Below are 25,835 nucleotides of genomic sequence, written 5' to 3'. Positions count from 1 at the left end.
TCCGGGCGAGGGGCACCCGGGGACCGTACGGTGAGGCAGAATCGGCATAGGCTGTTCATACGCGGCGGCCAATTGATCACCGTGATCACAGTGATCAACGGTTCTCCCCACCCGCTGTCCCGGTTCTCCCCTCCCTGAAGGCCTCATGCCCCCGACCCTCGCCTCGCTCGTCCACCACTCCGCGCTCAAGCTGACCGTGCGCGCGGGCGAGGACCGTCTCGACGTGCCCGTCCGCTGGGCGCACGTCAGCGAGCTGGCCGACCCCGTGCCCTACATGGAGGGCGGCGAGCTGCTGCTGATCACCGCGCTCAAGCTGGACGCGGAGGATCCGGAGGCGATGCGGCGCTATGTGAAGCGGCTGGTCGGCGCGGGTGTCGTAGGGCTCGGTTTCGCGGTCGGCGTGAACTACGACGACATCCCCAAGGCCCTCGTCGACGCCGCCGAGGAGGAGGGGCTGCCGCTGCTGGAGGTGCCCCGCCGCACCCCCTTCCTCGCCATCAGCAAGGCCGTCTCCGCCGCGATCGCCGCCGACCAGTACCGGGCCGTCACCGCGGGCTTCGCCGCCCAGCGGGAGCTGACCAAGCAGGCCCTGAACGCCGGCCCCGAGGGGCTGCTCGGCGCGCTCGCCGCGCAGGTCGACGGGTGGGCGGCGCTGTACGACGCCTCGGGCGCCGTCGTCGCCACCGCACCCGAGTGGGCCGGCCGCCGGGCCGCCCGGCTCACCGCGGAGGTCGAACGGCTGCGGGAGCGGCCCGCGCCCGCCTCCTCGGTCGTCGGCGGACCCGACAACGAGGACCGCGTGGAGCTGCACTCCCTGGGCACGGGCCGGCGCCCGCGCGCCGCCCTCGCCGTGGGTACGGCCGCCGCCCTCGGCACCGCCGAGCGGTACGCCGTCCACTCCGCGATCGCCCTGCTCACGCTCACCACCGAACGGTCCCGTTCGCTGCACGCGGCCGAGCAGCGGGTCGGCGCGGCCGTGCTGCGCATGCTGCTGGCCGGGGAGCCGGACCATGCCCGGGCCGTCGCCGGTGACCTGTACGGCGGGCTCCTGGACGCCCCCTTCCGGGTGATCGTCGCCGAGTCGGCGACCGGCTCTGCGGCGCGGGCGGACGCCGATGGACTGGGCGGGATCGTGGAGGCCGTGGAGTCGGCTGCCGCCCGCGCCGGGGAGGCCGTGCTGGTCGTGCCCGAGGGGGAGCGGCTGGTGGTGCTGGCCGCGGACGGTGGTGCGGCGGTGTCCGCGGCCGCCGCGTACGCGGCGGCGCGGGCCGTGCCCGAGCAGGCGGCCGGGGACGAGGAGGAGCTGGTCGTCGGGCTGTCGGCCCCGGCCGGACCGATCGCCGCCGCTGCGGCCTACAAGCAGGCCGAGCAGGCGCTGTCCGTCGCGCGACGGCGGGGGCGGGTGCTGGTGGAGCACGAGCAGCTGGCGGCGGGGTCGGTGCTGCCGTTGCTGGCCGACGACGCGGTGAAGGCGTTCGCCGACGGGTTGCTGCGGGCGCTGCACGAGCACGATGCGACGGGGCGGGGGGATCTGGTCGCCTCACTGCGGGCGTGGTTGTCCCGGCACGGGCAGTGGGACGCGGCCGCGGCGGATCTCGGGGTGCATCGGCATACGTTGCGGTACCGGATGCGGAGGGTGGAGGAGATCCTGGGGCGCTCTCTGGACGACCCCGATGTCCGGATGGAGCTGTGGCTCGCTCTGAAGGCAACGTCCCCGGAGTGACGCGAACCAGGGGGCTCCGCCCCCTGGACCCCCGGCCTATGCCCACCCGCCACCCGACTCGGTAGGTCAAGAAGTGGCCGAGACCCAAGAACACCCCGTCTCAGCCCCCCCACCACGCCAAACCGGAGTATCCCCACCACCCACCAGTACGACACGGACAAGCGACCCCAGCCCACCCCCGCCCTACCGTGGGACACGCAAGCACACGCACACCCCCTACGCGGAAGGGCCGGGACTCACATGACTTCCACCCACGCCTTCTGGCTCGCCGGCCGCCAGGTCACCGGCGAGGACACCTTCGACGTCACCTCCCCGTGGGACGGCCGTCTCGTCGGCAAGGTCAGCGTGCCGACCGACGCCCAGGTCGAGGAGGCCGTGGCCGCCGCGTACGCCGTGCGGGACGAGTTCGCCGCCACCCCGGCGCACGTCCGCGCCGCCGCCCTCGACCACGTCAGCAAGCGTCTGGTCGAGCGCACCGAGGAGATCGCCCAGCTGATCTCCGCCGAGAACGGCAAGCCGATCAAGTGGGCGCGCGGCGAGGTCGGCCGTGCCGTGTCCGTGTTCCGCTTCGCGGCCGAGGAGGCCCGGCGGTTCAACGGCGGCGAGGCCCAGCGCCTCGACACCGACCTCGGTGGCCAGGGGCGCCTCGCGCTCACCCGGCGCTTCCCGAAGGGTGTCGTCCTCGGCATCGCGCCGTTCAACTTCCCGCTGAACCTGTGCGCCCACAAGGTCGCCCCCGCGATCGCCGCCGGCGCGCCCATCATCCTCAAGCCGGCCCCGGCCACCCCCCTCTCCGGCCTGATCATCGGCGACCTGCTCGCCGAGACCGACCTGCCGGCCGGTTCCTGGTCGATCCTCCCGGTCGCCAACGACAAGATGCCCGCCCTGGTCCAGGACGAGCGCCTGCCGGTCATCTCCTTCACCGGTTCGGAGAAGGTCGGCTACGCGATCATGGACTCGGTGCCGCGCAAGCACTGCACCCTGGAGCTGGGCGGCAACGGTGCCGCGGTCGTGCTCGGTGACTTCGCCTCCGACGCCGACCTCGACTGGGCCGCGACCCGCATCGCGACCTTCTCGAACTACCAGGGCGGCCAGTCCTGCATCTCCGTGCAGCGCGTGATCGCCGACGCCTCCGTCTACGACCGCCTGCTGCCGCGCGTCGTCGCCGCCGTCGAGGCCCAGGTCACCGGTGACCCGAGCGACGCCAAGACCGACGTCGGCCCGCTGGTCAGCGAGGACGCGGCCAAGCGCGTCGAGTCGTGGGTGAAGGAGGCCGTCGAGGCCGGCGCCACCCTCCTCACGGGCGGCGACCGCGACGGCGCCTCCTACGCGCCGACCGTCCTCACCGACGTACCGGCGGACACCACCGTCGCCTGCGAGGAGGTCTTCGGGCCGGTCCTCACCGTGCAGAAGGTGGACGGGGAGGCGGAGGCCTTCGCCGCCGTCAACTCCTCCAAGTACGGCCTCCAGGCGGGCGTGTTCACCCACGACCTCCAGGTCGCCTTCCGCGCCCACCGCGCGCTGGAGGTCGGCGGCGTGGTCATCGGCGACGTCCCGTCCTACCGCGCCGACCAGATGCCGTACGGCGGCGTCAAGCAGTCCGGTGTGGGCCGCGAGGGCGTGAAGTTCGCGATGGAGGACTACACATACGAGCGCGTGCTGGTCCTCACCGGCCTCGCTCTCTGACCTGCCACGGACAGGTCGGACGGAACGGCCGCAGCCCACTGTGCGGGGGCTGCGGCCGTTCCTTTTGCCGTTCCTATAGCCGGGTAAAGGATTCGGCATCGTCCGTTCAATAGTCTTGTTCTGTGCATGACCCACTCGATGGGATGCGAGTCGACCACTTCGTCCGACTCACGGACCACTCAGGGGATTTCATGCACATAGCCCGTACCGGGCGCGGCGTCGCGGCTTCCGCGGCCGCCACCGCTGCCCTCGTCGCCGCCGCGCTGGCGACCACCTCGCAGGCCGGCGTCACCCTCGCCGCGCCCGCCGCCGTGCCGCACACCAAGGCGGTTCCGGCCATCGCAGGGCACACCCTGGTTCATGGCGTGGCCAGCCCGCTCTCCAGCGAGCAGTGCCAGGCCAAGTGGCACATCAACTGCTACAACCCGCTCCAGTACCGCACCGCGTACAACCTCAACCCGCTGTACCGCAAGGGCATCACGGGCAAGGGGCGCACCATCGTCATCGTGGACTCGTTCGGTTCTCCGACGGTCCAGCACGATCTCGACGTGTACAGCAGGCAGTTCGGCCTGCCCAGCACCAAGGTCAAGGTGGTCAAGTGGGGGCACGTCCCCGCCTTCGACCCCAAGAACTCCGACATGACCGGGTGGGCCGGCGAGACCACCCTGGACGTCGAGATGGCCCACGCCGTGGCGCCCGGTGCCAAGATCGTCCTGGTGGAGACGGCGGTCTCCGAGACCGAGGGCACCACCGGCCTCCCGGAGATGATGTCCGCCGAGAAGCACCTGATCGACCAGGGCGTCGGCGACGTCATCACCCAGAGCTTCGGTGCCACCGAGAACACCTTCCCGGGGTTCAACCGGGGCGACTTCTCCAGCATCAAGAAGCTGCGGTACGCCTTCCAGGCCGCGAACCGGAAGCACGTGACGGTCCTCGCCTCCTCGGGCGACGGTGGTGCCACCGACATGAAGGCGGACGGCAAGCACTACTACGACAAGCGCGTCAACTCCTGGCCGTCCTCGGACCCGTTGGTCACCTCCATCGGCGGCACCCAGCTCCACCTGAACGACAAGGGCGACCGCGTCAAGCCGGACAGTGTCTACAACGACTACGGCGCGGGCGGCGGCGGCCAGTCCCACGTCTTCACCCGCCCGGGCTTCCAGGACGGCGTGAAGAACATCGTCGGCACCCGCCGCGGCACCCCGGACGTGTCGATGGCCGCCGCGGTCAACGGCGGTGCCTGGATCTACTCCAGCTACGACCCGACCGCCACCGGCTGGGACGTCACCGGCGGCACCAGCGAGGCCAGCCCGCTCTTCTCGGGCATCATCGCCCTCGCCGACCAGGCGGCGGGCCACCGGCTGGGCAACATCAACGCGGCGCTGTACAACCTCGCCAAGCACCGCAACACCGGCGTCGTCGACGTCAACGACGGCACGAACAACAGCTACGAAGGCGTCACCGGCTACAAGGCCGTCAAGGGCTACGACATGGCCACGGGCGTGGGCACGGTGGACGCCCTCCACTTCGTGAACGCCCTCGCGGCGGCGAGCCACCACAGCTGACGCGGCACTGCCCCTTCGCATGCGAACGGCCCGGGTTCCACACCCGGGCCGTTCGTATGTGCATGCAGGTCTCTGTCGACCGCCGCCTGGCTACCGCCGGACTAATACTGCGGGCCGGGCGGAGGCCCCGGTGGGGGACCGGCGGGCGGTGGACCCCACTGCGGTGGAGGGCCCCACTGCGGCGCAGGCGCCCAGCCGGCGGTGAGCCGCTGACGGTGGCGGCTGCGGCGGACGGCGGTGACGATGGTGATGGTCGCGGCCGCGACGAACGCGGCGAGGAAGCAGACGGTCCCTGCGGCGATGCTGCCGATCGTGGCCCCCACCCGGGGCTCGTCTCCCAGTGCGAACTCGGCCGACAGCTCCGAGGTGCAGGTGAGCGCGTAGTCGCCGCTGCTGTCGGGCTTCACCTCGAAGACGCGCTCCCAGGTGCGGGACCCGATGGTGATGTGGAAGGTGCTGTCCGGCTGGGTCAGCGACCCCGGCCGCAGGTCCGGTATCCGGCACTGGACCCGGCCCTGCCCGGCCTGGGAGACGTAGATCGCCTTGGTCTCCCCCTCGACGAAGTGGAACGTCTGCGAGTCGCCGCTGGAGAAGCTCCGGGTGGTGTCGATCAGGTCCACCGTGTTCTTCACCGTCACCACGATGAAGGCGGTGCCGACGCCGGCGAGTACGAGCCCCAGCAGGGCTGCTACCAGGTACCAGATGCGCCGAGGCCGCAGGTCCTTCGCCGGGATGTGCGGCGGCGGAGCGCCGCCGTAGGGCCCTCCCCAGGGCGTTTGTATTGCCACGACGCCGCATCGTACGGCAATCGCTCGTAGCGGTGACGGTGCTGCTGCCGTTGACAATATGCAGGCAGATACCTGCATAATCGAGGAGTGAGCCACGAAGCGAGAGCGATGGACCCGGTCTTCAAAGCACTGGCCGATCCCACCCGACGACTCCTGCTCGACCGTCTGCGCGAGCAGAACGGCCAGACGCTGCGTGAGCTGTGCGAGCGCCTCGACATGACGCGGCAGTCCGCGACGCAGCATCTCGACCTTCTCCAGCAGGCCAACCTCGTGACCGTCGTACGGCGTGGGCGGGAGCGGCTCCACTACCTCAACCCGGCCCCCATCCACGAGATCGAGGAGCGCTGGATCTCGGAGTTCGACAAGCCCCGCCTGCAAGCCATCAGTGCCATCAAGAACCAGGCAGAGGAGTACGCCATGACCGACGCACCCACATCCGTACCGACCTATGTCTACGTCACCTACATCCGCGCCGGCGCGGAGCAGGTGTGGCGAGCCCTGACGGACGCGGACCTGACGGCGCGCTACTGGGGGCACGCCAACGTCTCGGACTGGCGGCCGGGATCGTCCTGGGAGCACCGGCGCGTCGACGGGTCGGGCAAGGTCGACGTCGTCGGGAAGGTGCTCAAGGCCGAGCCTCCGACGCGCCTGGTCATCACCTTCGAGGACGCCCCCGACGCCGAACCGCCGCGAGAGCCGTCGGTCGTCACCTTCCTCGTCGAGCCGTACCAGGACATCGTCCGCCTCACCGTGACCCACGAGAACCTCGCCAACGAGGCGATGTACCAGGGGATTTCGCAGGGGTGGCCGGCCGTGCTGGCGAACCTCAAGTCGCTGCTCGAGACCGGCGACATCCTCCCGCAGGCGCCCTGGGAGATGGGTCGCGCGACGCACGGCTGAAACGGCGCGAGGGCAGAAGGGAGAAGGAAAACAGCATGGATACCAACCCGCTTCGGGACGCCTACCGCGCACTGCTGGACGCCGCCGCCGCGGTGGCCGACTCCGGTGCCGTGAGCCCGCAGGCCGGTGAGTGGAACGCCGACCAGATCCTGGCGCACGTCGCCCTCGTCAACGCCGCGACCATCACCGCCGTTTCCTCCGTCGCTTCGGGCGCGGTCGCGACGTACGACAACCGGCTCGCGCAGGACACCTGGACCCTGGAACGTGTCATCGCGCTCGCCGGAGGCAACGCCGGGCTCCGGGACCGCATCCGCGTTCAGGCGGACGCCCTGTGCGCACTCGCCGGACCGGTGCTGAGCGAGGCCGAACTCGACACTCCGGTGCCCACCCTGCTCCTGTCCGACGGCGCACTCCTGGTCGATCAGACCGTGCCGCTGAGGGGCCTCATCGCGGGTCTCGCGGACGTGGAGCTGCCCGGACACGCGAAGCAGCTCCAGGCCCTCCTGGACCACCCCTAGCTAATGGGAACCATTTTCATATAGGCTGCCTGTGGCGCGGGCCCGGCGTCTGCGAAGGGGCCCGGCACCGCTGCCTTCCGGTGCCGGGCCCCTTCCTTGTGTCGGCTTCTCCGGACCCTCAACCGGTGAAGCCGACATGCGCGAGCCGCAGTGGGCCGCGCAGTCTGAGGTGGACGTCGTGGACGCCTTCGGTGACGATTCCGGCGGCCAGGGTGGTGTAGGTGTAGGCGTCCGCGGTGAGGGTGGGGAGGGGCAGGGCGGCCAGGGTCGGGCCGCCGTCCAGGGACAGTTCCAGGACTCCCTCGCCCGCCAGTTGAGCCGTCACCTCGATCACTCCGTCGGCGAAGTCGCAGGCGCGGTAGACCAGTTCGGCCGAGCCGCCGTCCACCGGGGTCACCGCGTCGCCCGCCGTCTTCGTACGGTCCACGATCGCGATGCCGGACTGCTCGTCGAAGTCCGCCGCCTCCAGGCCCCGTCGGACCACCGAGCGGGGCGCCGGGGCCTGGCCGTCGAGGGTGACGGTCGTACGCAGGCGGATGTCCTCGCTGGACGCCCCGAGCAGGAGGTCGTACGGGCCCTGCTCCAGGCGCCAGCCGCCCTGGGCCACATCCCAGAACTCGAAGGCGGACAGCGGGACTTCGAAGCGGAGTTCCGTCCGCTCGCCGGGCGCGAGCGTCACCCGGCGGTGGGCGAGCAGCTCGCGGCGCGGCCGGGTCACGGACGGATCCACCGCCCGGGTGTAGAGCTGGGCGACCTCGTCGGCCGTGCGGTCGCCCGTGTTGGTGAGCGTGCAGCCGACGTGGACCGTGCCGTCCTGCACCCGGACCGACAGGTCGGCGTAGCCGAAGGACGCGTACGACAGGCCGTGGCCGAAGGGGAAGAGCGGGGTTCCCTCGAAGTAGAGGTAGGTCTGGCGGCCGCCGATCACGTCGTAGTCGAGCAGGTCCGGCAGGTCGGCGTCGGACTCGTACCAGGTCTGCGGGAGGCGGCCCGCGGGGGAGATGTCTCCGGCCAGCACCCGGGCCAGGGCCGTGCCCGCGGCCTGGCCGCCGTGCGCGGTCCACAGGACGGCCGGCAGACGGGACGGCGCCTCCAGCGCGTACGGGTACGCCGATGTCAGGACCAGGGCCGTGCGCGGGTTCGCGGCGCGTGCCGCGCGCAGCAGCCGCTGCTGGTGGGCGGGGAGGTCCAGGGTCGTACGGTCCTCCGTCTCGCGGCCGTTGATGTGCGGGTCGTTGCCCGCGATCACGAGGACCACGTCCGCCTGCTCGGCGGCCCGGGCCACCGCCTCCTCGCCCCGCTCGACCGTGATCACCTCGAAGATCTCGCCCGCGTCGGCAACCTTCACGCCGTCGGCGGCGACCGAGACAGGGCGACCCGTGCCCAGATGCCTGAGGAGGTGACCGTTCTGGTGGGGTTCCAGGCGGAACGTCTCCTGGACCACCCAGCCGCCGGGCTGGTCCGCGGAGGCACGGACGTGGCCGTCCTCGGCGACGGAGAGATAGCGGCCGTCGGGCGCGCGCAGGGTCAGGACGCCCTCGCCCCAGTCGACCAGCGCGAACTCGGTGCCGGTGGCGTCCGTGGTGAGCGGGGGCAGGTCGGTGCGGCCGGACAGCAGGGCCGGGTCGAGGGCGCCCTCGGTGCCGCGCGCCGCGTCGGGGGCGTCCGTGGGCGGCACGTGCAGGAAGGCACCGGCGGCGGTGCGCAGGCGGATGCGGTCCACGCCCTCCGCGAACTCCACCCGCTCCGCGCCGAAACGCTCGTACAGGCCCTCCAGGGGTGTGGACCGGTGCAGGAGGCTGCCGCTGTACCAGTCGAGTTTGCACTCGTCGGCGAGCAGGCCGACCACGGCGACGCGGGTGTCGGGGGCGAGGGGCAGCAGGTCGTCGTCGTTCTTCAGGAGGACCACGGCCTGTTCGGCGGCCTCCTGGGCGAGCGCCCGGTGGGCCGGGGTGTCGAACTCGCCGGTGCCCCGGTGCGGGTCGTAGTGCGGGTCGAACTCGCCGAGGCGGAAGCGCACCGAGAGCTGGCGGCGGACCGCGGTCTCGATGTCCGCCTCCGTCAACAGGCCCTGTTCGAGGGCGCCCTTGACCCGTGCGGTGATCTGGGTGGCGTCCGTGCCGTGGTCGGTGAAGCTGTCCACGCCGGCCAGGAGAGCGGCCGCGGTCGCCTCCTCGTGGGTGTCGAAGTAGTGCTCGGCGTCGACCAGGTTGGAGGGCGCGCCCGCGTCCGAGCAGACCAGCAGGTCCTCCTCGGTCCAGGTGCGCAACTGGGAGCGCAGGTACGGGGAGACGTGGTTGGGGCGGCCGTTGACCAGGTTGTACGCGGGCATCACACCGGCCACCGCGCCCGCCTCGACCGTCTCCCTGAAGGCCTGCAGGTCGTACTCGTGCAGCACCCGCGGGCGGACGGAGGCCGACGACGTCGCGCGGTCCGTCTCGTTGTTGTGGGCCAGCCAGTGCTTCAGGACGGGGGCGGTGCGCCAGTACGTCGGGTGGTCGCCGCGCAGGCCGTGGGTGTACGCGGTGGCGATCGCCGAGGTCAGCTTCGGGTCCTCCGAGTAGCCCTCCTCGTTGCGGCCCCACAGGGGGTGGCGCAGCAGGTTGACCGTCGGGGACCAGACGTTGAGGCCGACCCGCTCGTCGCGGGCGTGCATCGCCCGGACCTCCCGGGACACCGCCTCGCCGACCCGCCGTACGAGGTCCGGGTTCCAGGTCGCGCCGAGACCCACGGCCTGCGGGAACACCGTCGCCGGGCCCATCCAGGCCACCCCGTGCAGCGCCTCCTGGCCGGTACGGAACGCGGCGATGCCCAGGCGCTCGACGGCGGGCGCGAACTGGTGCAGGAAGGAGACCTTCTCGTCCGGGGTGAGCCGCGCCAGCAGGTCGTCGAGGCGCTTCGCGACCGGCAGATGCGGATCGCGGAAGGGCGGCGTGGTCGGCGAGTGAACGGTCACGGGCGGTTCCCCTTGCGATGGAACGACGAGGAGCTGACGAGAAGCTTTCGAAGCGCTTCGATGCTCATTCGACCACCCACAGGGTGTCAAGGCACTGTGTCGAATCAGCCCGGACTTCTCACCTACAAGGCATGCGGGACGGACGATCTGCGGCTGACGTGGCACATCGGAGGAATCTTGGGATCGACCCTTGTGCGCCCCCAGGTGTTCACTTAACCTCGCAGCAACATCGAAGCGCTTCGACTAGCCGCCCCGCACTGCGAGCGCTTCAGCTCAGCCAGATCCACTCGAGACACCGCAGCCGACGGCCCACCGCCGGGTGTCCTGGTGCGCCATGAAGGGTTGACGCAATGACGCCGAACGCCGCCTCCGCATCCTCCGCGCCCAGCCGGAGAAGCTCCCCCAGCCGGAGAAGCTTCCTCGCCTCCACCGCGGTCGCCGCCGCGGCGGTGGCCGGCGGGATGCCGCTGCTCACCGCCTGCGGCGGCGGGCAGGAGGGCCGCAAGGAAGGCACCACCTCGGGCAAGGCGGCGCAGAAGATCCTCCCGGCGTTCGTCGCCTCCAGCGTCGTGGCCCCGGACATCCCGGCGAAGAACGGCTCGGCGGCCGGCTTCACCCGGGCCATCGCCATGGACCAGCTGAAGACCTCGGTCCCGAAGAAGCTCGGCAGCGGCGGCAAGCTGAAGATCATGGCCCCGTTGTGGGGCACCCCGCCGGACAACGGCAACCCGTACTACAAGGCCATGAACGAGGCCATCGGCGTCGACGTCACCTGGCAGAACCAGGACGGCAACACCTACGACGAGAAGCTGGGTGCCGTCCTCGCCTCCAGCGACATCCCGGACGTCGTGGTGGTCCCCGGCTGGAACCTGATGGGCAAGATACCCAGCGCGATCAACGCCAAGTTCGCCGACCTCGGCCCCTACCTCTCCGGCGACAAGGTCAAGGACTACCCGAACCTCGCGGCCGTCCCCACCGACGCCTGGCAGCGCGCCATCTTCGGCGGCCAGCTCCGCGCGATCCCGATGCCCGCCTCCTACGTCACCAACATCGCGCCCTTCTACCGCAAGGACGTCTTCGACAAGAAGGGCTGGAAACTCCCCAAGAGCACCGACGAGTTCCTCGCCTGGGCGAAGGAGGCCACCGACGCCAAGGGCGGCGTGTGGGCCTGCTCCGACATGAAGTGGACCGCCTTCAACGCCTTCGGCGTCCTCAACGGCAGCGACAAGGCGCTGTGGTGGAACCTGCAGGGCGGCAAGCTGATCAACCGGGTCGAGACCGAGGAGTACCTGGAAGCCCTGGAGTGGGCGCGCAAGCTGTTCGCCGCGGGCGTGGTCCACCCGGACGACAAGGCCGGCAAGACCACGAACCCGGCCAGCAACCGGTTCACCGCCGGCAAGCTCCTCGTCTACAACCAGGACCTGTCCGACTGGTACGGCAAGACCTCCGAACAGCGCACCCAGAACCCCGACTTCGAGATGGCCGCGATGGACATCTTCACCCACGACGGCGGCAACCCGCTGCTGTGGGCGGTCCAGCCCTCGAACATCTTCACCTTCATCAGCAAGAAGGCCTCCAAGCAGCAGATCAAGGACTTCCTCGCGATCGCCGACTTCTGCGCCTCCCCCTACGGCACCAAGGAGTGGCTGCTCACCAACTACGGCGCGGAGACGACCGACTTCACCCTGAAGAAGGGCGTCCCCAACAAGACCACCCAGGGTGTCAACGAGGTCGTCGGCGCCTTCGACTACACCGGCGACCCGGCCCCGTTCGTCGCCCACCCCGACTTCCCCGAGGTCACCCGGGGCATGGTCGAGTGGCAGCAGCGCATGGGCGCCTTCACCAAGAAGTCCTCCTTCTACGGCCTCACGATCACCGAACCCAGCCGCTGGTCCAACCTGGCCGACAACTTCGAGCAGCTGGAGGACGACGTCGTGCGCGGCCGCAAGAAGGTCGGCGACGTGCAGCAGGCGGTGTCCGACTGGAAGAAGCAGGGCGGCGACGACCTGCGCGACTGGTACCGGAAGCTGCTCGACGACACCGGCTCGGCGAAGTGACCAGCACCGTCCCGCGCAGCAAGGCCGAGGCGAAGCGGACACCGGCCGCCTCCGGCGTCACCGGACGCCGGGGGCAGGGCGGTAGGCTCAGCCTCAGGATCAGGTTCCGCCGCGACCGCACGCTCATCCTCATGACGCTGCCGGTGCTTCTGCTGCTCCTGGTCTTCAACTACGTCCCGATCCTCGGCAACGTGGTCGCCTTCCAGGACTACGACCCCTACCTGAGCGACAACGGCTTCGTCGCCATGTTCCAGAGCCCCTGGGTGGGCCTGGACCAGTTCCAGCGGGTCTTCCAGGACACGGAGTTCTGGCACGCGGTGCAGAACACGTTCGTGCTCTTCTTCCTCCAGCTGGTGCTGTACTTCCCGATCCCGATCGCGCTGGCCCTGCTCATCAACAGCGTGATCAGGCCCCGGGTCCGCGCGGTCGCCCAGGCCGTCATGTATCTGCCGCACTTCTTCTCGTGGGTGCTGGTCGTCACCGTCTTCCAGCAGATCTTCGGCGGCGCCGGCGTCATCGCGCAGACCCTGCGGCAGCACGGGCACTCCGGGTTCGACATCATGACCGACCCGTCGGTCTTCAAGTACCTGGTGACCGCCCAGATGGTCTGGAAGGACGCGGGCTGGGGCATCATCGTCTTCCTCGCGGCCCTGGCCGCCGTCTCCACCGACCTGTACGAGGCCGCCGCCATGGACGGCGCCGGACGCTGGCGCCGCATGTGGCACATCACGCTGCCCGCCCTGCGCCCGGTGATCGCCCTGCTGCTGGTGCTGCGCGTCGGCGACGCCCTCACCGTCGGCTTCGAGCAGTTCCTGCTCCAGCGGCAGGCGGTGGGACCGGACGCCTCCGAGGTGCTGGACACGTACGTGTGGTGGAACGGCATCCGCAACCAGGACTTCAGCTACGCGGCGGCGGCCGGTCTGATCAAGGGCATCGTCGGACTGACCCTCGTCCTCGTGGCGAACAAGGTGGCCCACCTCATGGGCGAGCAGGGGGTGTACGAGAAGTGAGCGCCGTAGTCGAGCGGCCGCCGCTCGCGCAGGAGAAACCGAGCCGATGGGCCGCGCCGCCACGGCCCGCGTGGGAGGAGGAGCCGGCCAGAGCCGGGCTCGCCGCGAAGGGTCTTGTCCTCGGCATCGCCTGCTTCGCGATCCTCTTCCCGCTGTGGATCGTGATCGTCACCAGCCTCTCCCCGAAGAAGGTCATCGACGAGACGGGCGGCCTGGTGGTGCTCCCGAAGGGCATCACCTTCGTCGCCTACCGGGAACTGCTCGGCGGCGGACAGGTGCAGCGGGCGGCCCTGGTCAGCCTCGGGGTGACGCTGGTGGGCACGTTGTTCAGCATGGCGGTGTCGGTGCTGTGTGCGTACGGTCTCTCGCGGCGGGGGTCACTGGGGCATCGGTGGATTCTGATGACTCTGCTGGCGACGATGTTCTTCGGGGCGGGCCTCATCCCGACGTACCTGCTGGTGCAGGCGCTCGGTCTGACCGACACCTACTTGGCGCTGATCCTGCCCAGTGCCGTGAGCGTCTTCAACATCCTGGTGCTGCGTGGGTTCTTCATGGGCATCTCGTCCGAACTCATCGACAGTGCGCGGATCGACGGGGCGGGGGACTGGCGGATCCTGTGGCAGATCGTGCTGCCGCTGTCCCGGGCGGTGCTGGCCGTCATCACGCTGTTCTACGCGGTGGGGTACTGGAGTGCCTGGTTCAACGCGTCGATCTATCTCACCGACCAGAAGATGATGCCGCTGCAGAACGTCATGATCCAGCTGGTGCAGAAGCAGGAACGTCCGGTGGGGCTGGCCACGCAGATCAACACCGGGCAGCTTTCGCCGCTGGCAGTTCAGATGGCGGTGATGGTGCTGGCGCTGGTGCCGGTTGCTGTGTTGTCGCCGTTCGTCCAGAGGCATTTCAAGAAGGGGATGTTGACGGGGGCGATCAAGGGCTGACGGGTGCCTTCTCAAGGGGGCGGTGCGGTTCGTCGGCGGGTGCGGGTGAGTGGGGGCTGGTCGCGCAGTTCCCCGCGCCCCTGGGGAGTTGCTGCGCACGTCTGCTGCATGCGCTCCGTAGCCACGCAGCCGTCTGCCATGCCGCCCTAGCTGCGGGCAGTCGTGCCGCTGGGGCGGCACGGGTGGGCGCAGCGGCACCCTGCCAGCGCCGGTGAGCGGACCCACCCCCGGCCGGCAGCAGTACCGGTCCACCAATCAACCCACGTCCAGCGAGGTACCCCATGCCCAGCCTGAGCCGCAGAACCGTCCTCGCCGGAACGGCAGTCGCGGCGGCCCTCACCGCACTACCCGCCCACGCCGCCGAAGCCAAGCAGCCCGCGTACCGCTGGCGCACGGCAGTGATCGGCGGCACCGGATTCGTCACCGGCATCCTCTTCCACCCCACCACCCCCGCCCTCGCCTACGCCCGCACGGACATCGGCGGCGCATACCGATGGGACACCCGCACCGCCCGCTGGACTCCCCTCATCGACCACCTCGGCTGGGACGACTGGAACCTCCTCGGCGTGGAGGCCATGGCCGTGGACCCCGTCCACCCGGACCGCCTCTACCTCGCCCTCGGCGCCTACTCCCAGTCCTGGGCAGGCAACGGCGCGATCCTGCGCTCCGAGGACCGCGGCAGCACCTGGCAGCGCACCGACCTCACCGTGAAGCTCGGTGCCAACGAGGACGGCCGGGGCGCGGGCGAGCGGCTGCTCGTCGATCCGTGCGACAGCGACATCCTGTGGCTCGGTACCCGCCACGACGGGCTGCTCAAGTCGACGGACAGCGGCGCGACTTGGGCCCAGGCAAGCGGCTTCCCGCCCGCCCCCACCGCCTCCGGCCAGGGCGTCACCCTCCTCGTCGCCGCCGGACGTACCCTCTACGCCGGCTGGGGCGACGCCGACGGCAGCTCCGCCAACCTGTTCCGCACCACCGACGGCACCACATGGGAGCCCGTCCCCGGACAGCCCACCGGCACCGCCGCCAAGGTCCCGATCCGCGCCGCCTACGACCGGCACACCCGGGAGCTGTACGTCACGTACGCCAACGCCCCGGGCCCCAACGGCCAGTCCGACGGCAGCGTGCACAAGCTGGCCACCCCGACCGGCGTCTGGACCGACGTCACCCCGGCCACCCCGGGCGGCGCCGACACCTTCGGCTACGGCGGTGTCGCCGTCGACGCCCGCCGCCCCGGCACCGTCGTCGTCTCCACCAACAACCGCTGGTCGGCCGTGGACACCCTGTACCGCACCACCGACGGCGGCCGCAGCTGGGCCTCGCTGAAGGACACGGCCGTCTTCGACGTGTCCGAGACCCCCTTCCTCAAGTGGGGCGGTGACGAGCCCAAGTTCGGCTGGTGGATCCAGGCCGTCGCCATCGACCCGTACGACTCACGCCACGTCCTCTACGGCACCGGCGCCACCCTCTACGGCACCCGCGACCTGACCCACTGGGCACCGCAGATCCGGGGCCTGGAGGAGACGTCCGTGCGCCGGCTGATCTCGCCCCCGGCCGGGGAGGCGCACCTGATCAGCGGGAGCGGGGACATCGGCGTGATGTACCACGAGCGGCTCACCGCGTCCCCGTCGCGCGGCATGGCCACCAACCCCGTGTTCGGCACGGCCACCGGGCTCGCGCAGGCCGCGGCGAGACCGTCGTACGTCGTCCGGACCGGCTGGGGAGACCACGGGAACGGCGCCTTCTCGCAGGACGGCGGGCGCACCTGGGCGCCCTTCGCGGCCCAGCCGGGCCTCGCCAAGGACGCGCCGGGGCCGATCGCCGCCAACGCCGACGGAAGCGTGCTGCTGTGGTCCTTCGTGCACTGGGACGGCACCAAGTACCCGGCCCACCGCTCGGCGGACAACGGGGCCACCTGGTCCGAGGTCCCCTCCTTCCCGAAGGGCGCCACACCGGTCGCCGACCCCGCCGACCCGACGCTCTTCTACGCGTACGACACCGACAGCGGAAACGTGTACGCCAGCACTGACGGCGGGCTCACGTTCGGCAGGCGGGCCGATGGGTTGCCCGCCGGGGACAACCAGTTCCATCTGGTCGCCGCGCCCGGACGCTCGGGTGACCTGTGGCTGAGCGCCAAGTGGAACGGGCTGTACCGGTCCACCGACGGCGGGGCGAGCTTCTCGAAGGTCGCCAGTTGCCGGGCCTCGTACACCCTCGGCTTCGGCAAGGCGGCCGACGGCTCCGACTACCCGGCGATCTACCAGGTCGGGTCCACCGGCAGCAGCACCGCCGTCTACCGCTCCGACGACGAGGCGAAGAGCTGGGTGCGCATCAACGACGACGCCCACCAGTGGGGGTACATCGGCGACGCCATCACCGGTGATCCGCGCGTGTACGGCCGTGTCTACCTCGCCACCAACGGGCGGGGCATCCAGTACGGGGAGCCCGCATGAAGCCGACCCTCGCCGACGCCACCCGAGGCCGCGTCCTCTTCGGCGGCGACTACAACCCGGAGCAGTGGCCCGAGGAGACCTGGCCCGAGGACGTCCGGCTGATGCGGGACGCCGGCGTCAACTCCGTGACCCTCGGCGTCTTCTCCTGGGCGAAGCTCGAACCGGAGCCGGGACGGCGGGAGTTCGGCTGGCTGGACCGGCTGATGGATCTGATGCACGAGAACGGCATCGGCGTCGTCCTCGCCACCCCGACCTGCTCCCCGCCGCCCTGGCTCGGCCGGCTGCACCCGGACACCCTGCCCCGGGACGCCGACGGGCGGATCGAGTGGTGGGGCGGGCGCCAGCACTTCTCGCACTCCAGCGCCACCTACCGCCGTTACGCCGCCGCCATCACCGAGGACCTGGCCGCCCGCTACGCCGCCCACCCGGCCCTCACGATGTGGCACATCAACAACGAGTACTGCACCTTCGACCACGGCGACGAGGCGGCCGCCGCCTTCCGCCGCTGGCTGCGGGAGCGGTACGGCACCCTCGACGCCCTCAACTCCGCCTGGGGCACGGCGTTCTGGAGCCAGGGCTACGACACCTGGGACGGCATCCTGCCCCCGCGCCGCGTGCACTACCTGCACAACCCGGCCCAGGTGCTGGACTTCCGCCGCTTCACCTCCGACATGCTGCTGGAGTGCTACACGGCCGAGCGGGACATCGTCCGAAGGCACACCCCGCACCTTCCGGTGACCAGCAACTTCATGCCGCTGTGGTTCGGGCAGGACGCCTGGCGCTGGGCGGCGGAGGAGGACGTCGTCTCCGTCGACCTCTATCCCGATCCGCGTGACCCGCTCGGCGCCCAGCGCGGGGCCCTGGTGCACGACCTCACCCGGTCGCAGGCGCGCGGCCCCTGGATGCTCATGGAGCAGGCGGCCGGACCCGTCAACTGGCGTGGTGTGAACCACCCCAAGCCGCGCGGTCTCAACCGGCTCTGGTCCTTCCAGGCCGTCGCCCGGGGCGCCGACGCCGTCTGCTATTTCCAGTGGCGCCAGTCCCGGCAGGGCGCCGAGAAGTTCCACTCCGGCATGGTGAGCCACGCGGGGGAGCAGGGCCGTACGTACCAGGAGGTCAGACAGCTCGGCAACGAACTCGCCCGGATCGGTCCCCAGGTGGCCGGGCGGCACAGCGGTGCCGAGATCGCGATCCTGCACGACTGGCACTCCTGGTGGGCCGGTGCCCACGAGGGCCGGCTGTCCACCGAGGTCGACCTGCCGGACGTGCTGCACGCCTGGCACCGGGCCCTGTGGGAGTCCCACCTCGGCACCGACTTCGCCCATCCGGAGCACGACCTGTCCCGCTACAAGTGCGTGCTCGTACCGCAGCTCTACCTCCTCACCGACACCGCCATCGCCAACCTCCTCGCGTACGTCCGCGACGGCGGCACCCTGGTCTCCGGCTTCCTCACCGGCGTCGCCGACGAGGACGACCGGGTACGGCCCGGCGGGATGGACGCCCGGCTGCGCGAGCTGTTCGGCATCCGCACGCTGCACGAGTGGTGGCCGCTGGAGCCGGGGGAGACCGTGGAGTGCGACGGCTTCCGCGGCACCCTGTGGTCGGAGGAGATCGAGCCGGAGCCCGGAGCCGCCGAGACGGTGCCGTACAAGGGCGGCGAGCTGGACGGACTGCCCGCCGTGCTGCGCCGGGGCCGCGCCTGGTACGTCTCCACGCTCCCCGAACCGGACGCGCTGCGCGCGCTGCTCGCCCGGATCGCCGCCGAGGCGGGCGTGCGCCCGGTGCTCGACGGGCTTCCGGCGGGCGTCGAGGCGGTGCGCCGGGGCGAGCTGCTGTTCCTGCTCAACCACGGGCGTGAGCCGGTCGCCGTCGAGGTCCCGGGCACCCACCACGAGCTGCTCGGCGATACGACCGTCACCGGTGAGGTCACCCTCGGCCGCTACGGCGTGGCGGTGCTGCGGTCATGAGCCACGTACCCGTCCACGGCACCTGGGAGCCGGCCCCGGCCACCCGCTGGGAGGACGCCTTCCTGAGCGGCAACGGCCACCACGGCGCCCTTGTGTTCGGTGATCCGAACGACGACCGGGTCATCGTCACCCAGCACACCCTGGTCCGCCCCAACGGCAGCGAACACGCCCGGCCGCCCCGCCTCGCCGCCGAACTCCCGGCCCTCCAGGACCGGTTGCTCGCCGGGGACCGCACGGTGGCCGAGAGCTTCACCGACGGCCGTCCGCTCCAGTGGGTGCAGCCGTTCCATCCGGCCTTCCAGATACGGCTGAGCAGGCCGGCCGACAGCGTGCGCGGCGGCTACCGCCGGGCCGTCGACTTCACCACCGGCGAGGTCACGGCCGCCTGCGCCGACTGGCACAGCCGCCTCTTCGTCTCCCGCGCGGACGACGTGATCGTGCAGGAGGTCACGGCGGCCGACCTGGTCGTCTCGCTGGACCACCGGCTCCCGGGCGCCCCGGCCGGCCTGGGCGTCGGCCACGGCGCGCTCCTCACCCCCGAGGGCGCCCTGCTGAGCCTGCGCGCCCGCTACCCGGACAGCGACCGCGCCTACACCGGCGTGACCCTGGTCGCGGCCTTCGGTGGCACCACCGAACTGGTCCCGCCGGGCGTCAGCGTCGCCGGCGCCCGCTCGGTGCTGCTGCTGACCCGGGTGCGCCGGCACACCGGCGACCTGGACGTGGTCGCCGAGGGCCGGGAGCTGCGCGACCTCCTGGGGAGCGGCGAGGGGTCGTACGAGGATCTCCTCGGCCGCCACCTGGACCGCCACCGCACCGCCTACCGGCGGGTCACCCTCGACCTGGGCGCCGACCCGGCCGACCGCACCCTGCCCGGCTCCGAGCTGCTCAAGCGCCCGCACAGCACCGCCCTGCTGGAACGGCTCTTCGCCGCCGGCCGCTACCACCTGCTCTCCAGCAGCGGCCTGCTCCCGCCCCGCCTGACCGGCCTGTGGACCGGCGACTGGAACACGGCCTGGTCCGGGGCGTTCACCACGAACGCCAACCTCAACCTGCAGACCGCCTCGGCTGCGGCCGCCGCCCTGCCGGAAGTGACGGACGCGCACGCCAACCTGATCCACCGTCAGCTCCCGGACTGGCGGGAGAACGCGCGCGCCGTCTTCGGTGCCCGGGGCGTGGTCGCCCCCACGCACACCGACGGTGAGTCCGGGTACACGTACCACTTCGACCGCGAGTACCCCCACCAGCTGTGGACGGCCGGCGCCGACTGGCTGCTCAAACCGCTGGTCGACCACGACGAGACCCGTGGCGCACAGGACCCGCGCACGGCCGCCGTGCTCGCCGAGATCGCCGCCTTCTACGAGGACTTCCTCACCCGCACCGACGCCGACGGCCACCTCGTCGTCGTCCCGTCCTACTCGCCCGAGAACCGTCCCGCGAACGCGAGCTGGGGCACGCTCAACGCGGCCATGGACCTCTCCGCCGCCCGGCACGCCCTGCTGACCGCTGCCGCCTACCATCCCGAACAGGCCCAGAAATGGCGGGAGTTGGCCGACCGTCTGCCCCCGCACCGGATCAATGCCGACGGCGCCCTCGCCGAGTGGGCCTGGCCCGGCCTGGACGACACCTACGACCACCGCCACCTCAGCCATCTCTACGGCGTCTGGCCCCTGGACGAGATCACTCCCTACGACACCCCGGACCTGGCCGCCGCCGCCCACCGCGCCCTCGCGCTGCGTGGCGCGGAGAACCACTCGGCCCACGGCCATCTCCACCACGCCCTGATCGCGGCCCGGCTCAGGAACCCCGACCGGGTCGCGCACGCCCTGCGCCAGGTCCTGCGGGGCGACTTCTTCCACGCCTCCCTGATGAGCGCCCACTACCCGAACCGGGACGTCTACAACGCGGACGCCGCGCACACCCTCCCCGCCGTGCTGATCGAGATGCTCGTGCAGTCCACCCCGGACCGGCTCGTCCTGCTGCCGGCCGTCCCGGACGCCTGCCCGCGGGGCGAACTGAGGGGCGTACGGACCCGGTTCGGCGCGGAGATCGACCTCAGCTGGACCCCCGACCGCGCTCGGGCCGTCATCAAGCCCGGCCGCACCCACCGCATCGAACTGCGGACTTCCTCCGGCGCGGAGCCGCTCGACCTCGTCGCCGGAGAAGACCGCGTCCTCACCCTGGGGGCGCGGTAACCCGGAGAACTCCCCCCACCCATGGAAGGGACACCCATGGCAACAAGCACGCTGAGCAGGGTCGCCAAGGCCCTGATCGCCCCCGCCCTGGCCCTCGGCGCCACCGTCGGCCTCGCCTCGGCACCCGCCTCCGCCGCCGTCTGGAACTCCTGCGACCAGTGGGGCAACACCACGCTGAACGGCTACACCCTCTACAACAACATCTGGGGCTCCGGCGCCGGCAGCCAGTGCATCTGGGCCAACTCCGGCACCAACTGGGGTGTCTGGGCGGACCACCCGAACACCGGGGGCATCAAGTCCTACCCCAACGCCAAGAAGGTGATCAACAAGTCGATCACCTCCCTCTCCTCGCTCACCAGCAGCTACAACGTCACCGTGCCGTCGTCCGGCGCGTACAACACGTCGTACGACATCTGGGACACCGGCTACAAGTACGAGGTCATGCTCTGGGTCAACAAGACCGGAGCCGTCGGCCCGCTCGGCACCTCACAGGGCTCCCTCACCCTCGGCGGTTCCACCTGGACCGTCTACAAGGGCAACAACGGCTCCAACGACGTCTTCTCCTTCGTCCGCAGCTCCAACTCCAGCTCCGGCACGGTGAACATCCTGCCGATCCTGAAGTGGATCAAGGACACCAAGGGCTGGTTCGGCGACGTGACCATCGGTGACCTGCAGTTCGGCTACGAGATCACCTCGTCGTCCGGCGGGATGGACTTCGTCACCAACAGCTACGGCGTCAGCAGCAGCTGAGCAACGCAGAGGGGCCGGTCCCGCCCGGGGCCGGCCCCTCTGCCGTGCTCAGCCGGCGATCGGCAGCTCCGCGCCGTCCCGCAGGAACAGCGGGATACGGTCCAGCGGGGCGTCCACCGTCACCGCCGTACCGCCCTCGTACGTCTCACCCGTCCAGGCGTCCGTCCAGCGCGCGCCCGCCGGAAGGTACGTCGTGCGGGCCGTGGCCCCCGCCGTCAGCACCGGGGCGACCAGCAGGTCGCGGCCGAAGAGGTAGGCGTCGTCGACGGACCAGGCCGCCTGGTCGTCGGGGAACTCCAGGAACAACGGCCGCAGCACGGGCTGTCCTTCCTCGTGCGCCTCCCGCATCACCTGGAGCACATACGGCTTCAGGCGCTCGCGCAGCCGCAGGTACTTCTCCAGGATCGCGCCGGCCTCCTCGCCGTACGACCACACCTCGTTCGGGCCGCCGGTCATGTCCGGGCCCAGCGGCGTGCCCGGGTCACGGAAGCCGTGCAGGCGCATCAGCGGGGACAGCGCGCCGAACTGGAACCAGCGGACCATGACCTCGCGGTACGAGGGGTCGTCCGGGTCGCCGCCGTGGAAGCCGCCGATGTCGGTGTTCCACCAGGGGATGCCGGAGAGCGCGGTGTTGAGGCCGGCCGCGATCTGGCGGCGCAGGGTCGCGAAGTCGGTGCCGATGTCACCCGACCACAGGGCGGCGCCGTAGCGCTGACTGCCCGCCCACGCCGAGCGGTTGAGCGAGACCACCTCCGACTCGCCCGCCGCCAGCAGGCCCTCGTAGAAGGTGCGGGCGTTCTCGCGCGGGTAGAGGTTGCCGACCTCCAGACCCGGGCCCGCCCAGTAGCGCAGGTTCTCCGGGAAGCCCGGCTTCAGCTCGGGCTCGCAGGCGTCCAGCCAGAAGGCCGTGATGCCGTACGGGGCGAGGTAGTTGTCGCGGACGCGGGACCACACGAACTCCCGTGCCTCGGGGTTCGTGGCGTCGTAGAAGGCCACCTGGACGGTGGAGTCGACGCCCTTGTCCGGCCAGTCGGCGTGCGCCATCGGGCCGTACTGGGTGCCGATGAGGTAGCCGCGCTGCTCCATGAGCGGGTGGTTCTCGGACAGCGGCGAGACCGAGGGCCAGACGCTGACCACCAGCTTGATGCCCAGCTCGTCCAGCTCGCGGACCATCGCGGCCGGGTCGGGCCACTCCTTCGGGTCGAACCTCCACTCGCCCAGGTGGGTCCAGTGGAAGAAGTCGCAGACGATGGCGGAGATGGGCAGGCCCCGGCGCCTGTACTCCCGTGCCACGGTGAGGAGTTCGTCCTGGGTGCGGTAGCGCAGCTTGCACTGCCAGAAGCCCGCCGCCCACTCCGGGAGCATCGGCGAACGCCCGGTCACCGCGCTGTAGGCGCGCTGGCCGTCGGCCGGGGTGCCCGCGGTGATCCAGTAGTCGAGCTGCCGCGCCGAGTCGGCCACCCAGCGGGTGCCGTTGGCCGCCAGCTCCACCCGGCCGATCGCCGGGTTGTTCCACAGCAGGGTGTAGCCCCGGCTGGAGACCAGCACCGGGACGCTCACCTCGGCGTTGCGCTGCACCAGGTCCAGCACGAGGCCCTTCTGGTCGAGGCGGCCGTGCTGGTGCTGGCCGAGGCCGTACAGCTTCTCGCCCTCGTACGCGGAAAAGCGCTGTTCCAGGCGGTGGTGGCCGTTGCCGACGGCCGTGTACAGGCGGGAGCCGGGCCACCAGAAGTGGGCGCGCTCCTCGGCGAGCAGTTCCGAGCGGTCGTCGGTGCGCAGGAAGCGGACCAGCCCCTCGGCGGTCACCTCGACGGTCAGCGCCCCGACCGTCAACAGGCCATGTTCTTCGGCGATCTTGACGGTGCTCGCGGTGGCCGGCGGTGCGTCCAGCAGCGCGCCCGGCAGATCCTCCAGCACCGGGCCGCCGAGGCGGGCGCGCACCCGGACCGCGTCCGGACCCCACGGCTCGATCCGCACCGTCTCCTGACGGCCGCTCCACTCCAGGGCGCCGTCCCGCTCACGGAAGGTGCCGACGGTGGGGGAGGACTGGGCGAGGCTGACCTTGGGCTGAATTCCGGCAGGCTGGTTCACGGGCATGCTCCTGAAGTAAGGAGTGCAGACAGGGACAGCAGGCAGAGGTGTGCCCCGCAGCCGCGAGGCAGTGAGAAGGGGGTACGTCAGGAGGCGGCGGGCGCCGGTCCCGAACTCGCCCGTACCGTCAGCTCGGGCGCGATCAGCACGACCTCGTCGCTGCCCCGCCCGTCCAGCTTGGCCACCAGGTGCTGCACGGCGTGCCGGCCCATCTCCTGCGCGGGGATGGCGACCGAGGTCAGCCGCACCGAGGCCTGCACCGCGACCTGGTCCGGGCAGATCGCGACCACCGACACGTCCTCGGGCACGGCCCGGCCCTGCTGGCGCAGCAGCGCGAGCAGCGGCTCCACCGCGGACTCGTTCTGCACGACGAACCCGGTGGTGCCCGGGCGCTCGTCGAGGATCCGGGCCAGCGTCACGGCCATCGCGTCGTACCCGCCCTCGCACGGGCGGTGCAGCACCCGCAGGCCCGTCTCGCGGGCGCGGGAGCGGAGCCCGTCGAGGGTGCGCTCGGCGAAGCCGGTGTGCCGCTCGTAGACCGCCGGGGCCTCGCCGATGACAGCGATGTCACGGTGTCCGAGCCCCGCCAGATGCTCCACGCACAGCGCACCCGTCGCACTCCAGTCCAGATCCACGCAGGTCAGACCGGTGGTGTCGGCGGGCAGGCCGATCAGCACCGAGGGCTGGTCGGTCCCCCGCAGCAGCGGCAGCCGCTCGTCCTCCAGCTCGACGTCCATCAGGATCATCGCGTCGGCAAGACCGCTGCCGGTGACCCGGCGTACCGCGTCGGGACCCTCCTCGCCGGTGAGCAGCAGGACGTCGTACCCGTGCATACGTGCCGTGGTGGCCACCGCGATGGCGATCTCCATCATCACCGGCACGTACATGTCGGTGCGCAGCGGGATCATCAGCGCGATGATGTTCGACCGGTTGCTCGCCAGGGCGCGCGCGCCCGCGTTCGGGTGGTAGCCGAGGTCCCGGATGCTCTGCTCGACCCGCTGCCGGGTGGTGGCGGAGATGGACCGCTTGCCGCTGAGGACATAGCTCACCGTGCTCGCCGAGACTCCGGCGTGCTGGGCGACCTCGGCGAGGGTGACCATCCAGCTCTCCAAGCTTTGTGAAGCGCTTCGACACTGCGCAGGGGCTGACAAGGGTGAGTGAGGGTGTATTAACAGTAGCTTCAGCGGGGGTGGGTGTCCATAGGCTGTCGAAGCGCTTCGACAGCAATTCCGGGCCGTAGGTTCGGCAACCATTCGGCGGGCCGGCGGCCACAGGGAGGCGGCAGACGAACCGTCCCCCGGAAGGACCCCCGATGCAACACCGCAGACCGCGCCTGTCGAAGAAGGCGAAGACGCTCCTGTCGGCCTCCGTCGCCCTGGCGGCGGCCGCCGGCGTCACCGTCGCGCAGGCCGGCGAGTCGAGCAAGAAGTGCGCGGCCTTCGACACCATCACGCTCGGCAAGTACTACGTCAACAACAACCTCTGGGGCCAGGACAAGGGCACGGGCACCCAGTGTGTCTGGGACAACTCGGCTTCCGGCTCCACCGTCTCCTGGGGGACGGACTACACCTGGGCCACCAACAGCAAGGGCAAGGACTCCGACGTCAAGTCGTACGCCAGTACGGTCCTCGGCTGGCACTGGGGCTGGAAGGTCGACAAGGCGTCCACCGGGCTGCCGATCCGGGTCGGCGACCGCAAGAAGGTCACCGCCAAGTGGAGCTTCGCCCTCAGCTCGAACCCCGGCACGACGAACGTGTCGTACGACCTGTGGCTGCACGCCAAGGGCACGGCGGACTGGCAGGACCAGCCCACCGACGAGGTCATGATCTGGCTCGACCGGCAGGGCGGCGCGGGTCCCCTCGGCACCAAGTACGGCAGCGTCAGCCTCGGCGGCGCCATGTGGGACATCTACCAGGGCGACATCGGCTGGAAGGTGTACTCCTTCGTCCGCCGCACCAACACCACGAGCACCACGCTCGACCTCGACGACTTCACCCAGGCACTCGTCCGGCGCAAGCTGCTGAGCAATGACAAATACGTCTCCGGGATCGAGGCCGGCACCGAGGTCTTCAAGGGCTCCGGGCGGCTGGACACGAAGTCGTACTCGGTCGACATCGGCTGAACCCGTCCGGCGCCGTCCACCGAACGGCGCGCGAGGACTGGTGGGGGCGGCCGGATTCGGGTACGAACGATCCAGTAGCACTGGTCGGTAAGGATCGGTCCTCAACATCCCTATTG

The 25,835-nt window shown here is 70.9% G+C and carries 17 protein-coding genes; 13 read left to right on the top strand and 4 right to left on the bottom strand.

Annotation, left to right across the window (positions count from 1 at the left end):
* The first annotated feature begins 145 nt into the window (after nt 1-145).
* The 3 genes from BEK98_RS33165 to BEK98_RS33155 all read left to right on the top strand — a co-directional run bounded on the left by BEK98_RS33165 (nt 146) and on the right by BEK98_RS33155 (nt 4,974).
* Nucleotides 146-1,723: a PucR family transcriptional regulator gene (locus tag BEK98_RS33165; RefSeq protein ID WP_094220447.1), complete on the top strand. Its 1,578-nt coding sequence runs from the start codon at nt 146-148 to the stop codon at nt 1,721-1,723.
* A gap of 240 nt (nt 1,724-1,963) precedes the next feature.
* Complete coding sequence (locus BEK98_RS33160; protein ID WP_094220446.1) at nt 1,964-3,409, top strand: aldehyde dehydrogenase family protein; 1,446 nt, start codon at nt 1,964-1,966, stop codon at nt 3,407-3,409.
* A 191-nt stretch (nt 3,410-3,600) separates the two neighbouring features.
* A complete protein-coding gene (locus BEK98_RS33155) occupies nt 3,601-4,974 on the top strand; it encodes a S53 family peptidase (RefSeq protein ID WP_094220445.1) in 1,374 nt (457 codons plus the stop codon).
* 101 nt (nt 4,975-5,075) lie between these two features.
* Here BEK98_RS33155 and BEK98_RS33150 read toward each other — a convergent pair whose 3' ends face one another.
* Nucleotides 5,076-5,762: a serine/arginine repetitive matrix protein 2 gene (locus tag BEK98_RS33150; RefSeq protein ID WP_094220444.1), complete on the bottom strand. Its 687-nt coding sequence runs from the start codon at nt 5,760-5,762 to the stop codon at nt 5,076-5,078.
* Nucleotides 5,763-5,870: 108 nt separating this feature from the next.
* On the opposite strand from BEK98_RS33150, the gene BEK98_RS33145 reads away from it, so the two are divergent.
* Nucleotides 5,871-6,662 (top strand): ArsR/SmtB family transcription factor, encoded by a 792-nt coding sequence (locus BEK98_RS33145; protein WP_094220443.1) that lies wholly within the window; start codon nt 5,871-5,873, stop codon nt 6,660-6,662.
* Between the two features lie 35 nt (nt 6,663-6,697).
* Complete coding sequence (locus BEK98_RS33140) at nt 6,698-7,180, top strand: hypothetical protein (protein ID WP_094220442.1); 483 nt, start codon at nt 6,698-6,700, stop codon at nt 7,178-7,180.
* Between the two features lie 118 nt (nt 7,181-7,298).
* Here the strand turns inward: BEK98_RS33140 and BEK98_RS33135 are convergent, their stop codons facing one another.
* Entirely contained in the window at nt 7,299-10,136 is a 2,838-nt protein-coding gene (locus BEK98_RS33135) for a glycoside hydrolase family 3 protein (RefSeq protein ID WP_094220441.1), read from the bottom strand.
* A gap of 350 nt (nt 10,137-10,486) precedes the next feature.
* Between BEK98_RS33135 and BEK98_RS33125 the strand changes: the two genes are divergently transcribed.
* From BEK98_RS33125 to BEK98_RS33095, 7 genes are all read left to right on the top strand, one after another.
* Entirely contained in the window at nt 10,487-12,193 is a 1,707-nt protein-coding gene (locus tag BEK98_RS33125) for an extracellular solute-binding protein (protein WP_094220440.1), read from the top strand.
* Complete coding sequence (locus BEK98_RS33120) at nt 12,190-13,203, top strand: ABC transporter permease (RefSeq protein ID WP_094220439.1); 1,014 nt, start codon at nt 12,190-12,192, stop codon at nt 13,201-13,203. The genes BEK98_RS33125 and BEK98_RS33120 overlap by 4 nt, the downstream gene beginning before the upstream one ends.
* Nucleotides 13,200-14,144 (top strand): carbohydrate ABC transporter permease, encoded by a 945-nt coding sequence (locus tag BEK98_RS33115; protein ID WP_094220438.1) that lies wholly within the window; start codon nt 13,200-13,202, stop codon nt 14,142-14,144. The genes BEK98_RS33120 and BEK98_RS33115 overlap by 4 nt, the downstream gene beginning before the upstream one ends.
* A gap of 281 nt (nt 14,145-14,425) precedes the next feature.
* Complete coding sequence (locus tag BEK98_RS33110) at nt 14,426-16,597, top strand: sialidase family protein (RefSeq protein ID WP_094220437.1); 2,172 nt, start codon at nt 14,426-14,428, stop codon at nt 16,595-16,597.
* Nucleotides 16,594-18,564: a beta-galactosidase gene (locus tag BEK98_RS33105; protein ID WP_094220436.1), complete on the top strand. Its 1,971-nt coding sequence runs from the start codon at nt 16,594-16,596 to the stop codon at nt 18,562-18,564. Before BEK98_RS33110 ends, BEK98_RS33105 begins: the two co-directional genes overlap by 4 nt.
* Nucleotides 18,561-20,756 carry a glycosyl hydrolase family 95 catalytic domain-containing protein gene (locus BEK98_RS33100; RefSeq protein ID WP_094220435.1) on the top strand — a complete coding sequence of 732 codons (2,196 nt, stop codon included), beginning with the start codon at nt 18,561-18,563 and terminating at the stop codon, nt 20,754-20,756. Before BEK98_RS33105 ends, BEK98_RS33100 begins: the two co-directional genes overlap by 4 nt.
* A gap of 36 nt (nt 20,757-20,792) precedes the next feature.
* The gene (locus BEK98_RS33095; RefSeq protein ID WP_094220434.1) at nt 20,793-21,506 is read left to right on the top strand and encodes a glycoside hydrolase family 12 protein; all 714 of its coding nucleotides are present in this window, start codon (nt 20,793-20,795) and stop codon (nt 21,504-21,506) included.
* Nucleotides 21,507-21,554: 48 nt separating this feature from the next.
* Here the strand turns inward: BEK98_RS33095 and BEK98_RS33090 are convergent, their stop codons facing one another.
* Nucleotides 21,555-23,597, bottom strand: coding sequence for a glycoside hydrolase family 31 protein (locus BEK98_RS33090; RefSeq protein ID WP_094220433.1), 2,043 nt, complete (start codon nt 23,595-23,597; stop codon nt 21,555-21,557).
* 86 nt (nt 23,598-23,683) lie between these two features.
* Entirely contained in the window at nt 23,684-24,697 is a 1,014-nt protein-coding gene (locus tag BEK98_RS33085; protein ID WP_094220432.1) for a LacI family DNA-binding transcriptional regulator, read from the bottom strand.
* A 212-nt stretch (nt 24,698-24,909) separates the two neighbouring features.
* On the opposite strand from BEK98_RS33085, the gene BEK98_RS33080 reads away from it, so the two are divergent.
* Nucleotides 24,910-25,719 carry a GH12 family glycosyl hydrolase domain-containing protein gene (locus BEK98_RS33080; protein WP_094220431.1) on the top strand — a complete coding sequence of 270 codons (810 nt, stop codon included), beginning with the start codon at nt 24,910-24,912 and terminating at the stop codon, nt 25,717-25,719.
* The last annotated feature ends 116 nt before the right edge of the window (nt 25,720-25,835 follow it).

This window comes from Streptomyces diastatochromogenes, assembly GCF_002242805.1.
GTDB classification, from domain to species: domain Bacteria; phylum Actinomycetota; class Actinomycetes; order Streptomycetales; family Streptomycetaceae; genus Streptomyces; species Streptomyces diastatochromogenes.
This window is presented reverse-complemented; position numbering and strand designations above follow the sequence as displayed.